This is a genomic window from Polaromonas sp. P1_F6 (assembly GCF_056405695.1).
This window is the reverse complement of the sequence record NZ_JBFUBQ010000003.1, coordinates 642,944-655,543: the sequence shown is the minus strand read 5'-3', so window position 1 is coordinate 655,543 and position 12,600 is coordinate 642,944. Positions and strand designations below refer to the sequence as shown.

The 12,600-nt window shown below is 63.7% G+C and carries 12 protein-coding genes; 5 read left to right on the top strand and 7 right to left on the bottom strand.

Going from position 1 to position 12,600, the window contains the following annotated elements:
* Window positions 1-144: 144 nt before the first annotated feature.
* Window positions 145-1,047, bottom strand: coding sequence for a biotin synthase (locus AC1DY9_RS12675; protein ID WP_477666658.1), 903 nt, complete (start codon window positions 1,045-1,047; stop codon window positions 145-147).
* A 76-nt stretch (window positions 1,048-1,123) separates the two neighbouring features.
* Here AC1DY9_RS12675 and AC1DY9_RS12670 point away from each other — a divergent pair, with 76 nt between their 5' ends.
* From AC1DY9_RS12670 to AC1DY9_RS12660, 3 genes are all read left to right on the top strand, one after another.
* Window positions 1,124-1,906 carry a ComF family protein gene (locus AC1DY9_RS12670; RefSeq protein ID WP_477666657.1) on the top strand — a complete coding sequence of 261 codons (783 nt, stop codon included), beginning with the start codon at window positions 1,124-1,126 and terminating at the stop codon, window positions 1,904-1,906.
* A gap of 174 nt (window positions 1,907-2,080) precedes the next feature.
* Window positions 2,081-2,563: a tRNA (cytidine(34)-2'-O)-methyltransferase gene (locus AC1DY9_RS12665; RefSeq protein WP_457282279.1), complete on the top strand. Its 483-nt coding sequence runs from the start codon at window positions 2,081-2,083 to the stop codon at window positions 2,561-2,563.
* Between the two features lie 190 nt (window positions 2,564-2,753).
* Complete coding sequence (locus AC1DY9_RS12660) at window positions 2,754-3,074, top strand: hypothetical protein (RefSeq protein WP_457282225.1); 321 nt, start codon at window positions 2,754-2,756, stop codon at window positions 3,072-3,074.
* A gap of 14 nt (window positions 3,075-3,088) precedes the next feature.
* Here AC1DY9_RS12660 and AC1DY9_RS12655 read toward each other — a convergent pair whose 3' ends face one another.
* Both AC1DY9_RS12655 and AC1DY9_RS12650 read right to left on the bottom strand, forming a co-directional pair.
* Complete coding sequence (locus AC1DY9_RS12655) at window positions 3,089-3,544, bottom strand: MaoC family dehydratase (protein ID WP_457282226.1); 456 nt, start codon at window positions 3,542-3,544, stop codon at window positions 3,089-3,091.
* A gap of 71 nt (window positions 3,545-3,615) precedes the next feature.
* On the bottom strand, window positions 3,616-4,233 hold the full coding sequence (locus AC1DY9_RS12650) for a nucleotide-binding protein (protein WP_457282227.1): 618 nt from the start codon (window positions 4,231-4,233) through the stop codon (window positions 3,616-3,618).
* 71 nt (window positions 4,234-4,304) lie between these two features.
* Here AC1DY9_RS12650 and kefF point away from each other — a divergent pair, with 71 nt between their 5' ends.
* Both kefF and kefC read left to right on the top strand, forming a co-directional pair.
* Window positions 4,305-5,108: a glutathione-regulated potassium-efflux system oxidoreductase KefF gene (gene kefF / locus AC1DY9_RS12645; RefSeq protein ID WP_457282228.1), complete on the top strand. Its 804-nt coding sequence runs from the start codon at window positions 4,305-4,307 to the stop codon at window positions 5,106-5,108.
* Window position 5,109: 1 nt separating this feature from the next.
* Entirely contained in the window at window positions 5,110-6,948 is a 1,839-nt protein-coding gene (kefC, locus tag AC1DY9_RS12640) for a glutathione-regulated potassium-efflux system protein KefC (RefSeq protein WP_457282229.1), read from the top strand.
* Window positions 6,949-7,024: 76 nt separating this feature from the next.
* Here the strand turns inward: kefC and AC1DY9_RS12635 are convergent, their stop codons facing one another.
* The 4 genes from AC1DY9_RS12635 to pcaF form a co-directional block, all read right to left on the bottom strand.
* Complete coding sequence (locus AC1DY9_RS12635) at window positions 7,025-9,238, bottom strand: serine/threonine-protein kinase (RefSeq protein WP_457282230.1); 2,214 nt, start codon at window positions 9,236-9,238, stop codon at window positions 7,025-7,027.
* A 135-nt stretch (window positions 9,239-9,373) separates the two neighbouring features.
* Window positions 9,374-10,264 carry an adenylate/guanylate cyclase domain-containing protein gene (locus AC1DY9_RS12630; protein ID WP_457282231.1) on the bottom strand — a complete coding sequence of 297 codons (891 nt, stop codon included), beginning with the start codon at window positions 10,262-10,264 and terminating at the stop codon, window positions 9,374-9,376.
* Window positions 10,265-10,475: 211 nt separating this feature from the next.
* Window positions 10,476-11,231 (bottom strand): sulfite exporter TauE/SafE family protein, encoded by a 756-nt coding sequence (locus tag AC1DY9_RS12625; RefSeq protein ID WP_457282232.1) that lies wholly within the window; start codon window positions 11,229-11,231, stop codon window positions 10,476-10,478.
* Between the two features lie 163 nt (window positions 11,232-11,394).
* Window positions 11,395-12,597 carry a 3-oxoadipyl-CoA thiolase gene (pcaF, locus tag AC1DY9_RS12620; RefSeq protein ID WP_477666656.1) on the bottom strand — a complete coding sequence of 401 codons (1,203 nt, stop codon included), beginning with the start codon at window positions 12,595-12,597 and terminating at the stop codon, window positions 11,395-11,397.
* Window positions 12,598-12,600: the final 3 nt, after the last annotated feature.

Sequence of the window (12,600 nt, the reverse complement as noted above, 5' to 3'; positions counted from 1 at the left end):
TTAACGCTGGGCATTGACCGCATGAGGCTTGGGAACATACCCAAAAATTCAGCTTTGAATTGTAGCCGGGTTTACCTTGCCGCCCCTTCTGAAAACCCGTCAACACCAGGGATTGGGAGCGCCTGCGCAACACCTGCCGGGCACCTAGCCGCCGGAGCGCTGGCCCTGCAGCATGCTGCGCATATCGGCGACCGACACCGCGCTGAGCGCACTGACCTTGATCCGCGGCGGCGCCTTGAGCGCGTGGCCATAAATGATTTCAAAGGTGAGGCAGAGCCGCCCGTCTTCGCCCCTGACGAGATGGCGGGACAGCGCGCTTTCAAGCTGCGCCTTCCAGGCCCGGCCCCTCAGGGAAGAAAACCGCGCCGGGTGAAAGTTGCGGCCCAGCTCCCTGATGTCTTCCAGCAGCCGCGCCGAGGTCGCATAGGTGAGGGTGATGCGCTCCATGTCCATCACGGGTTCGGCAAACCCCGTCTGCACCAGCATATCGCCCCAGTCATGCATGTCTGTCAGTTCATGCCCGGCCGGCGGCCAGCCCAGTTGCGCATAAACCTCGCGCAACTCCTTCGCGGTATCCGGGCCCAGGCAGGAAAACATCAGGAAACCGTCTACCTTCAGCGTTTGGTGCCAGTGCGCCAGCAGGGCCTGCGGGTCGGCCGATTCGTGCAGCGCCATGTTGGCCCAGAGCATGTCGGCAGTTCCTGCCGGTGGCGCCTCAAAGCGTATGGGAGCCGCCAGCCAACGGCGCGGATTCCACCACGGTTTTGCTATATTTTTGATAGCTTCTTGCGCACGTCCAGAGCTGCTTTCAACCACAAAACACCTTGATTTTGGGTAGGCCCCGGCCAGTTTTTCCTGCGCCTGGATCCCTCCGCGCAATGCTCCCCAGTGCACCCACGCACGCGGCTGCAGCTTGATCCATTGCAACCGGTCCATCATGCGCCGCGCCACTTCTTCATGAAGCCACGGCGAGGCCAGTGGAGCGGTGCGGTCCCAGCGGCTGACGGCAATCGGGTCGAGCGTGGGTGGGCGCTGTGTAGAGGTCATGGAAAGAGCAAAAAGGGCAAAGGAAGCGCGGGGCCCGCCGAGGCAAGCGAGGAAGGTACGCGAGTATATTGACACGGTGTTCACACGCCTGCTTGCTCCCGCCACATTCCTGTCCCGGCCGACCGGCCGCTTTGGCGCCTTCCCCGGCCTGGCCAGCCAGTGCGCTGTGTGCCGCAGCTGGCCGGCGCGCCAGGTGTGCGGCGCCTGCGTGGCCCGGTTTGCCTTTGCCGTCCCACGCTGCCCCCGCTGCGCTCTCGCCTTGCCCGGTGACCTTTCCATGGGTCTTCGGGTTGGGCCGCAGCCCTGCGGCGCCTGTGTCAGCCATCCGCCGCCTCTGGACGGCGCCTTTGCCGCCGTGAACTATGCCTACCCCTGGTCCGCGCTGATTGCGGGCTACAAATTCGGAGGGCAGCACGGCTGGGCCGCTTTTTTTGCAAAGCTGCTGGCCCAGTCGCCGGGCGTAGCCGGGCTCATGGCGGAACTGACCCCTGGCGACTGGATCGTTCCGGTGCCGCTGTCGGCGGAGCGCCTGCAGGTGCGCGGCTTCAACCAGGCCTGGGAGTTGTGTGTGGCACTGGCCCGACGAACACGCACGCAAGGCCAGACCGATGCCAGGCTGCTGCTGCGGGTAAAGCACACGCGCCCGCAAAGCCAGCTCAAACGCAAGGACCGGCTGGCCAACGTCAAGGGCGCTTTCCAGGTGGATCCGCTGCGCACGGGGGAATTGCAGGGACGGCGCGTGGTGCTGGTGGATGACGTAATGACCAGCGGTGCCTCGCTGTATACGGCCGCACAGGCCTTGCGGGATGCGGGCGCCGCACACGTTAGCGCCGTTGTCCTTGCGCGAACCGAGCAATAGCCCCCACGCTCCCCACTGCGTGTGGTTCGCTGCCCCCCGAGGGGGCGCTGCGCCTGCGGTCTGGCAAAGCCAGTCCCGCGGCCCCGGCTGGCCAGGAACCCCATGCGCACCTATAGCTGGAATAACGACAAGGCGGCCATAGGAACCGGGCTCGCGCCGCACGACAATCCAGCCATGTTCAATATTGTTCTGGTCGAGCCTGAAATCCCTCCCAACACCGGCAATGTCATCCGCCTGGCAGCCAATACCGGCTGCCGGCTGCACCTGGTGGAACCGCTGGGGTTTTCGATGGACGACAAACACATGCGCCGGGCGGGGCTCGATTACCACGAGTACGCCCAGGTCCTGCGGCATCTCAGCTGGCAAGCCTTCCTCGAAAGTGAGCAACCACCCTCCGACAGGCTCTTCGCCATGACCACACACGGCTCCGCCAGCGTCTACGACGCGCGCTTCCTGCCCGGCGACTGGCTGGTTTTCGGCGCCGAAACCCGCGGCCTGGCGCCAGAGTTACGTGAATCCTTTGCGCCACCGCAGCGCCTCAAAGTGCCCATGCTGCCGGGCCAGCGCAGCCTGAACCTCTCCAACACCGTGGCCGTTACCGTGTTTGAGGCCTGGCGGCAAAACGGGTTTTCAGGGTCGCCCGGCATGCCTGGATGAGACATATGTCCGCTTTTGCCAACCTTTGGACTGGCCCCCCCTTGCCAGGATCTAAGTAAAAACCCTAAACTCCAATCCTTCAAGCCTAAAGTTCTCGCTGCAGGCCCGAACGTGCGGATTGCCACTACCCGGCCCTTCCTGCGTTATCCCTTCCCACCGCCCAGTCCACAAGACTGGAAGGAAAAACACAGTGAATATGGTCATCCAGCGTATTTTCGGCAACAGCACGTCCCGCCTTTCCAGCACCGCCAAAGCAGCCAACCGGCTCTCGGTCGAACAGATCCAGGAAAGCCTGCGCACCCTTTTGCATGATTGCGAAGATCCGCGCACCCCGCGGGTGATCTACAAGATCAACCTGGCCAAAACGCCCTCCGACCTGTGGCTGCTGCGCAGCGACCTGCACCAATGCATCGCACATGCGCACTCCCAGACGGAAGCCGCCGAACGCATCAATGGCCTGATCGGTGTTTTTGAGGGCTGGCTGCCGGCCAGCCAGCTGACGCGCATCTAGCGCCAGCGGCACATTCAGGGGTATCGCCGCACCAGCGATTCCGCCACGCACACCGGCTTGGGCGAGCCTTCGCGTTCCACGGTCACTTCCCAGGTCATTTGCATGCCGGCGTTGTCAATCGCCTCGGCAGCCAGCAGCTTCATGCGTGCCCGCAGACGGCTGCCGACGGGCACCGGCGCGGTAAATCGCACCTTGTTGAGCCCGTAATTCACGCCCATGCGCGAGCCGGTAATCTCAAACGACGACTCGAAAAAACGCGGCAGCAGTGACAAGGTCAGGAACCCATGGGCGATCGGCCCGCCGAACGGGCCGGCCGCCGCCTTTTCAGGGTCCACATGAATCCACTGGTGGTCGCCCGTCGCTTCGGCAAACAGGTTGACCTGTTGCTGCGTGATGGTGATCCAGTCGCTGACGGCGACTTCCTGGCCGGTGCAGGCGGCCAGGTCGGCCAGGGTTTCAAAGGTTTTCATGCCGCCACTGTAGCGACACATAGGGGCACGGCATGTCGGCTCAGCGACAAACCGGCGCGATGCTCAGAGGTTCAGCGGTCAAGCCACCGGCAGATGCCCTGCCACTGTTCCATGTCTTTTTCAACACGGCTGGGTGCCACGTCAAACACCGTGAGCCCCCGCGCGGCCAGGTGAATGTAGTTCTGCGTGTCGCGCAGGTAGCCCAGCACCGGCAAACCCAGCCCCTCAACGAAACTGCGCAGCTTGTCGGCGGCAATCGTGCGTGAATCCACGCGCATGCCGACAATGCCCACCTGCATCTTGCCGGCGTGCTTGTGTTCGGCCAGCTGGTCCAGGAAGGTGCGCGTGGCAAAGATGTCGAAGACGCTGGGCTGCAGCGGCACGATGACCTTGTCGGCCAGCTTCAAGACATCGTTAAAGCGCGAGCCATGCAACCCGCCGGGCGTGTCGAGCACCACATGCGTCGTGCCCTTGGGGGGTTTGACGATCAGGTCTGCATTCACATCCCAGGTGGCAATCGGCCGGGCGGCGGGCGGCCGCAGCCCCAGCCACAACCGTGAAGACTGCTGCCGGTCGGCGTCTCCCAGCATGACCGCATGGCCCTGGCTGGCAAAGTATCCGGCAACGTTGGTGGCCAGCGTCGTTTTGCCGACGCCCCCCTTCGGATTGGCGATCACAACCACGGGCATGCGAATCTCCTCGGTTTGGAACTTGTCGTTCCTGGGAACTCTTGGTCTTGCTTTTCCGCTATGGTAACGGCATGGACACAGTTCTCACAACCACTGATAAATCGGCGGGCAGCACGGCAAATCCAGATATTTATGTCATTGCGGCCCATCCTGCCTGGCGAGAATCACGGGTCAACCGCCCGCTGATGGAGGCCGCGAAGGCCCTGCCGCGTGTCCAGGTGCAGGATCTGTACTCGAGCTATCCCGACTACGCCATCGACGTGCCCAAAGAGCAGGCCGCCCTGGAACGCGCGCAACTGGTGGTACTGCTCCACCCCATGCATTGGTACTCGATGCCCGCGCTGCAAAAGCTCTGGCTGGACGATGTACTCACCTACGGCTGGGCCTACGGCGAAGGTGAGGAGGAAGGCGCAAAAGGCCGGGCACTGCAGGGTAAGGACCTGTGGCTGGTCGCCACCACAGGCGGCCCCGAAACGTCCTATCACCCACAAGGCTACAACCGCTACTTTTTTGATGCCTTCCTGCCGCCGTACGAGCAAAGCGCCGCGCTGTGCGGCATGCGATTTTTGCCGCCTCTGGTGTTGCACGGCGCCCACAGCGTTGACAGGCAAACCGTTGCCGATCACATCGCAACCTTCCGCCAGCGCCTGCAAAGCTACCCCGACTGGCCCGAGCTGGAAGACCTGGAGCAATGCGCCGCCTGCGTGGTTCCGATGAAGGATCGGCCTGCGCCAGAAGCTGCGGCCGACTTGCCGAACGGACACGCTGCGCGGCTGGCCGTCGGGCCGCCCCAAGGCCAGGCAGCCCCTATTGAAAGTGAAAGGGGCAGCGTAACGCCGAAGGCACACGGAGTGAAAAGCGTGGGGGCTAGATAACATGGAGCACGCACCCGCCTGGCTGACCAACAGCTTTATCTACCTGGCCGCCGCCGTCATTGCCGTGCCGCTGGCCAAAAAACTCGGCCTCGGCTCCATCATCGGCTACCTGGCCGCCGGCATCGCCATAGGCCCCTGGGGCCTGGGGCTGGTTACCAATGTGCAGGACATCCTCCACTTCGCCGAGTTTGGCGTGGTGTTGATGCTGTTCCTGGTGGGGCTGGAGCTGGAGCCCAAGCGCCTGTGGAATTTACGCCGGCCCATCTTCGGCTGGGGCAGTGCCCAGGTGCTGGGCTGCGCCGCCCTGCTCATGGGCGTCGCGATGGCATTTGGCGTGAGCTGGCAGATTGCGCTGGTGGCCGGCCTCGGGCTGGCGCTGTCGTCTACCGCCATCGCGCTGCAGGCCATCGGCGAGCGCCACCTGATGCCGACGTCGAGCGGCCAGGCCGGGTTTTCCATCCTGCTGTTCCAGGACGTGGCGGCCATCCCGATTCTCGCGCTGTTGCCCCTGTTGGGCGCAATCGGTGGAGAAAATGAGGCTGTAGCGCATACCAGTCGTGCGCTGGAAGCTATCAGAATCGTAGCAGCCATCGCCGGCATTATCCTGGGCGGCCGCCTGCTGCTGCGGCCCCTGCTGCGCTGGATCGCCAACAGCGGTACACCCGAAATTTTCACCGCAGCCTCGTTGCTGCTGGTGGTGGGCATTGCGGCGCTGATGCAGTTCGTCGGCCTGTCGATGGCCCTGGGCGCTTTTCTGGCAGGTGTGCTGCTGGCGGAAAGTGAATACCGCCGCGAACTCGAAACCGATATCGAGCCGTTCAAGGGCCTGCTGCTGGGCCTGTTCTTCATTGCCGTCGGCATGAGCATCGACTTCGGCGTGCTCTGGAAATCGCCCGGACTGATGGCCGCCATCCTGGTGGGCTTCCTCGGCCTGAAACTGGTCGTGATCTACGGCCTGGCGCGCCTCATGAAGCTGCCTTTCCAGGAACGCCCGGTGTTCGCGGTGCTGCTGGCGCAGGGCGGCGAGTTCGCCTTCGTGGTGTTCCAGGCAGCAGCCGGGGCACATGTGTTTTCCGCTGAGATCGCCTCACTGCTGATAGGTGCGGTGGCGCTGTCCATGCTGCTGAGCCCGCTGCTGCTGGTGGCCGTCGACAAGCTGCTGCTGCCGCGCTGGGCCGGCTGCGACACGCCGCAACTCGAAGAAATTTCCGAGCAGCAAGAGGCCCCGATCATCATTGCCGGTTTCGGCCGCTACGGCCAGATCATCGGCCGTATGCTGCTGGCCCAGGGCATTCCGGCCACCGTGCTGGACCACGACGCGGAAATGGTCGAAACCGTGAGGGCGTTCGGCTACCGGGTTTTTTACGGCGATGCGACGCGGCTGGACCTGCTGCGCACTGCCGGCGCGGCCACGGCCAAAATCCTGGTGCTGTCGGTCGACGACATGGAGCAGTCGCTCAAGATCGTTGACCTGGCGCGCGAGCATTTTCCGCAAATGCAGATCGTTGCCCGCGCACGCGACGTGACACACTGGAACGCGCTGCGTGACCGCGGCGTGATGCAGGTGGAACGTGAGGTGTTCGAGTCCAGCCTGCGCAGCGCGCGTACGGTGCTGGAGCTGCTGGGCCAGCCGCCGCACGAAGCGCGTCAGGCGGCGATGCGCTTTCGCCGGCACAACCTGGAGCTGTTCGAACGCATGTACCCGCATCGCAAGGACCGCACCAAGGTCATCGCCGTAGCCACCCAGGGACGCCTGCAGCTGGAAGAACAGCTGGCCCAGGAACGCCAGCAACAGGCGCAGCGCCGGCCAGTTGCCTGGCAGGGCCAGGAATCTGAATAAAATGTCGCGCCAGCCCTTTAGCAACGGGCGCCAGCAGCTATCGTTTTTATAGCAAAAAAATGAGGCAGTCGGCGGCCTACCGGTTCGACTGATCCTCGCGCCGCCGCTGCTCCATGACCCGCCGTTCCACACACACCGGGTGCTGGGCGAAGCCCGGCTTGGCACACTGCTCAGACATGCAGATCTGGAAACCGAGGAGGATACGCCCTTCACAGGCCTGCCGCGGATTGCCGGCCGCTGCCTGCGGCGCCGGTGTGGCAGCGTGGTCGGTCGCCGAAGGGGAAGGGGTAGCGGCGGATTTGGGCTGAGCCTGTTTGGCCTGCCGCTCTTTTTCCAATGCAGCCTTTCGGGTGGCGGCCGCAGCCGCAAGCGCCGCCCTGGAGGCTGCAGACAGGGGTGCCTTCGCCACAGAAGAGGAAGCAGCCGAGGCCGCAGGCTGGGCCTGCGCAGCTGGCACTGCGGGTGCAGCTGCAGCAGGCGCCGCAGACACCACGGGCGAAGTGGAAGCTGCTGGTGCCACCCTCGCCGCGCCGGGCGCTGCCTTGGCCGCTATATTGGCCGGTATGGCAGACGGGGCGGCAGGGGCAGCGCGGCCGGAAAGGGATTTCCATCCAAGGCCGATCACGGTCACCGCCACCAGGCCCGCCAGACCCCACACCAGGTAGCGGTAGGGTGCAGGTGAAGCTGCCTTTGCGGGTGCCGTTGCGACCCCGGGCGACGCCAGGGGACTGCGCCGCCGTGCCGATTTTGACTTTATCGGCGGCAGTGCGGCGTCGTTGGTATTCGCGGCTGGGCTCCTGGCGGGAATTGCAGCTGCACCTTGCGTTGGCCGGCCGCTGGCAGGCTCAGGTGCTGCCGGGCTCACGGCTGCCTCGCTAAACACGGTCTCCGGCCAGTCGGTGGATGCGTCATGCGCTTCCTGGTCCGGTTGAGCCGCCGCAACCACCACCGGTGTCCCCAGGCGCGTGGCATCCGGGTCATCGGCGGCGGGTTTCGCCGGCACATGAGGCGGCAAAGGCGCCTTGGCTGCCGCCTCTTCAAGGGCCTTCCAGGCCATGTCGGTGTCGGCCGCGGAGGCGGATGCGCTGGCCGGCGCTGGAGGGGCTGGCGGGGCTGGTTGTGTATCGGGACGCGGAACAATCAGCGTTCCGGTACCCAGGCGCCGGCCGATGTCCGAGTCGTCTGCGCCAGGCACGCCGAGTTTTTTGAGGCGGCGGCGCGCCAGGTCGGCATAGATACCCGACGGGAACTTGGCCAGAAAGCCCTGGATGTCTTCCACATCCATGGACTCCTTGATGTCTTTCCAGTAGACGAGCTCGAGCTCCTGCGTCACGACCGAGATGTTGGCGCTGGTGCCCGACGGCTGGTCAACCAGCGCTTCGCCGGACAGCATCGTGGAAGTCCAGGTTGAACTGCTGCCGGGCCCGGGCGGCACGGCGGTCGGAACCACCGAGATATCGGGCGCCTCGCGTGCCGCGGCCTGCAGCGCAGCAAGGAACTCCTGCGCGCTGGCATAACGCTGGTCGCGCGATTTGGCCAGGGCCTTGGCCACCACGGCATCAAGAGCAGCGGGCAATCGGGCATTGAACGCACCCGGCATGACCGGGGTATGCCCGACGATCTGCTGGATGGTGGCGAAGTCGGTGTCACCGTCAAACGGCCGTTTCCCGGTAAGTAACTGATACAGCACGATGCCGGCGGCAAACAGGTCGGCACGGGCATCAATCGGCCGACCCTGTACCTGCTCGGGCGACATGTATTTCAGCGTTCCGACCATGGAACCCTGCGTACGGGTGGCTTCGCCGGAATCCTGGATGCGCGCCACACCAAAGTCGGTGAGCTTGACACGCCCGCTCGTCTCGATCAGCAGGTTGGCCGGTTTGATGTCGCGGTGGACGATGCTTTGCCTGTGCGCGTAATCCAGCGCCGAAAGCAGGTCACCCATGATGCCCAGGGTTTGCTCCAGGGTGTAGAGGTTGCCCTTGTCCAGGTGGTGCTTGAGGTCGTCGCCGTCGACGAATTCCATGACCAGGAAGGCAATGTCGCCGTCACGGTCGGAGTCATAGACGCTGACAATATGCGGATGCTGCAGGCGCGCCGCAGACCGGGCCTCGGTGCGAAAACGCACTTCGTACTCTGCGGCGGCTTCTTCCGAAAGATTTTCGACCTTGATGGTCTTGATCGCCACGCGACGGTCAAGGTTGGGATCCCGCCCCTCATACACCAGCCCCATCGCCCCCTTGCCGAGGACGCGGATGAGATCGTAACGGCCAAGTTTCTTGAGACTCATGAGGGAATGGAAATGGACGTAACTGGCGGAAACCGTGCTGCGGGCCTGAGGGGGACGCCTACGTCTTGAAACAAAAAACGATTCTAGCCTGCATCATGCAGCGAAAAAGGTCCGGAATCCGCCCTCTTCCGCGGATCAGGTCCTGATGGAAAACGTGACAAGCGGGGCATTTTCGTCGGTACGCTCGCAGCCCGGCACGATCTGGCCGCTGCCAACCAGGTAGCACTCGGTGCGCCGCAGCACCACCGCCTCACTCTGGTTGCCAAGGTACACCCAGGTGCCGTAGCTGGAAGCGTCCGTCAACACAAAATGCCCGCCACGCCATTCGAGGGTGGCATGCATGCGCGAAACACGGGGGTCGTTTAATGTCAGCGCCGCATCGGCGGCCCGGCCCAGCGCCAGCTTGCTGCTTTTCGAATCCAGCCTGACAGTTTGCTCCGCAAAGCTGAGTTCGAGGAAGGCCTGGCTGGGTGAAGAGAACATCGAACGCCCGGCCATCGTGGCATCCTCGTCGCGGCCAGCCTGCCATTCGACCCGGTAGACATGGCTGGCTTCAGCCCTGCCGCGAAGGTACATGGGGCCCATGCTGCGCAGGGATGCCCTCTGGGCGGGCAACAGGGCGGTCCAGACGTTTTCGGTCGTGAGGATCTGGGCGGCACCCGCAAGGTCTGCGAGCCGGGCGGCGGAATTGACGGTGTCACCGAAACAGTCGCCGTCGATTTCAACCACTTCACCCGACTCGATACCCATCTGCATCTGTACCGGGGTGCCGCTGCCGCCCGGCTTGATCGGTTTTTCCTGAAGGCGCTTCTGGATGCTGATGCAGGCGGAAAGCGCGTCGCCCTCGTTGGGAAACACCACAAAGAGGCCGTCACCCAGCAACTTGACCACACGCCCCTGGTGTTGCTGGAAGACCTGGCTCAGGACGCCGATGAGCTGGGTCACGAAGTGCGATGCTGTTTCATCGCCCAGCCGTTCGAACATGCTGGTGCTGCCCACAAGATCCGCAAAAACGACTGTGGTCATGAAGGGCGTTAGCCGCGGTGCGCGCTTCTTGTTCTCATGCCAGCGATTCTCACAGAAATTTGCAGTGAAGAGGCCGGTGAAATTCCCGGGCTCCCCGCAAGAAACCAGCGGATGCGCCGGGTTTCACAAGCCGCAGTAGACGGGAAAGGGAAATACCGGTAAAGCAATTGCAGAGGTTCGCATGGCAATCCGTGCCGGCCACTTCACGCTTCTAGCGGAAAGCGTCCCAGAGCAGCTTGCACCCGGTCAGCAACATGCCGACATACAGCAGACGATAGAAAAGCACCGGGCTGATGCTCCGGGCCATGCGCACGCCTATCCACACGCCCAGTGGCGCCAGCGGCAGCAAAACCAGCGACGTCGCCATATTGCGCAGGTCCAGCAGACCCAGCCAGGCGTATGGAATCCATTTGGAAAGGTTGATGACAAAAAAGAAGGCGGCCATGGTAGCCGTGAACTTCACCGGGCTCAGGCGCATGGGGATCACATAGGCGCTCAGCGGCGGGCCACCTGCGTGAGATACAAAGCTCGTGAAGCCCGAGGTCACCGTCAGAATGGCGCCCAGCCACTTGGGCGGCGGCGGGCTGTCGGGCCGGGGAGGGAACAACAGGCGCTGCGCCAAAAACAACAAGGTGAATATTCCCACCACCCCTGCCACGACTCGGGCGTCCAGCACCTTGAACAACAGCGCCCCCACCACGGTTCCCACCAAACCAAAAGGGATCAGGAATTTCAGAAACTTCACATCGAAGTCCCGGCGAAAAGCCGCCAGCCCCAGCAAGTCCATCAGCAGCAGCACCGGCATCAGGATGGCGGCGGCCTGCGGCACGGTGACCGTCAGCGCCATGACGGGAACCGCAAGAGACCCGAAGCCGGCCCCAAAACCACTTTTGCTGATGCCCAACATCAGCACGGCGGGAATTGCCACGGCATAGAAGAAGGCGTCGGTGATCAGCGGGAAATCCATGGATTTATGTAAAAAACATCGGTTACCCAAAAGGGACGGGCGCAAGCAGCTATTAAAACAATAGCAAACCGGAACCAGGGATGTATTTCACCACAGGCCGTCCATGCAATGGCGATTGCCTCAGGCGCCCCCGCGCGAGGGGATGCCCAGTCACCGGTCTGGGCTAGACACGCTCCAGAATCACCGCGATGCCTTGGCCTACGCCGATGCACATGGTGGCCAGCGCGTAACGGCCACCGCCCTTGTGCAACTGGTTGACGGCCGTGGTGGCCAGCCGCGCTCCCGAAGCCCCCAGCGGATGGCCCAGCGCGATCGCGCCGCCGTTGGGGTTGACGCGCGGATCGTCGTCCCGCACACCCAGCATGCGCAGCACAGCCAGGCCTTGTGCGGCGAAGGCTTCGTTGAGTTCGATCACATCCATCTGCGCTATCGTGAGACCGGTGAGCGCCAGCACTTTTTGTGTGGCCGGGGCAGGGCCGATGCCCATGATGCGCGGCGCCACACCGGCCGTGGCCATACCGACCACGCGCGCCTTGGGCGTAAGGCCGTTTTTTGCGGCGGTGGCTTCGTCGGCCAGCAGCAACGCACAAGCGCCGTCGTTCACGCCACTGGCATTGCCGGCGGTCACCGTGCCGTCGGGCCGCACCACGCCCTTGAGCCTGGCCAGCGCTTCGAGCGAGGTTTCGCGCGGATGTTCGTCTTTGCTCACCACGATGGGGTCGCCCTTTTTCTGGGCAATCGTCACCGGCGTGATTTCAGCGTCGAAGTAGCCGGCCTTTTGTGCGGCCACGGCTTTGAGCTGGCTGGCCAGCGCCATTTTGTCCTGGTCTTCGCGGCTGATCTTGTAGTCGGTAGCGACGTTCTCGGCCGTCTCGGGCATGGCATCAACGCCGTATTTTTCTTTCATCAGCTTGTTGATGAAACGCCAGCCGATGGTGGTGTCATACACCGCATTAGCGCGGCTGAAGGCGCTCTCGGCCTTGGGCATCACAAAGGGTGCGCGGCTCATGCTCTCGACGCCGCCTGCGATCATCAAGGTGGCCTCGCCCGACTTGATGGCACGTGCGGCACTGCCCAAGGCATCCAGGCCCGAGCCGCACAGGCGGTTGATGGTGGAGCCCGGCACGTCCATGGGCAGGCCGGCCAGCAGCGCCGCCATGCGTGCCACGTTGCGATTGTCTTCCCCGGCCTGGTTGGCGCAGCCGTAGAGCACATCCGTGACTGCCTGCCAATCCACGTTCGGGTTGCGCGCCATCAGCGCCTTGATCGGGATCGCACCCAGGTCGTCGGTGCGCACACTGCTGAGGGCGCCGCCGTAGCGGCCGAAAGGGGTGCGGATGGCGTCGCAGATAAAAGCTTGGGTCATGGT

Bases quoted from the DNA above. Each gene is read 5' to 3' on its own strand.
- AC1DY9_RS12625 (WP_457282232.1), bottom strand. From the start codon at position 11,231: ATGGATTTCCCGCTGATCACCGACGCCTTCTTCTATGCCGTGGCAATT.
- kefC (WP_457282229.1), top strand. From the start codon at position 5,110: ATGGAGCACGCACCCGCCTGGCTGACCAACAGCTTTATCTACCTGGCC.
- AC1DY9_RS12665 (WP_457282279.1), top strand. From the start codon at position 2,081: ATGTTCAATATTGTTCTGGTCGAGCCTGAAATCCCTCCCAACACCGGC.
- AC1DY9_RS12655 (WP_457282226.1), bottom strand. From the start codon at position 3,544: ATGAAAACCTTTGAAACCCTGGCCGACCTGGCCGCCTGCACCGGCCAG.
- AC1DY9_RS12630 (WP_457282231.1), bottom strand. From the start codon at position 10,264: ATGACCACAGTCGTTTTTGCGGATCTTGTGGGCAGCACCAGCATGTTC.
- AC1DY9_RS12675 (WP_477666658.1), bottom strand. From the start codon at position 1,047: ATGACCTCTACACAGCGCCCACCCACGCTCGACCCGATTGCCGTCAGC.
- kefF (WP_457282228.1), top strand. From the start codon at position 4,305: ATGGACACAGTTCTCACAACCACTGATAAATCGGCGGGCAGCACGGCA.
- AC1DY9_RS12635 (WP_457282230.1), bottom strand. From the start codon at position 9,238: ATGAGTCTCAAGAAACTTGGCCGTTACGATCTCATCCGCGTCCTCGGC.
- pcaF (WP_477666656.1), bottom strand. From the start codon at position 12,597: ATGACCCAAGCTTTTATCTGCGACGCCATCCGCACCCCTTTCGGCCGC.
- AC1DY9_RS12650 (WP_457282227.1), bottom strand. From the start codon at position 4,233: ATGCCCGTGGTTGTGATCGCCAATCCGAAGGGGGGCGTCGGCAAAACG.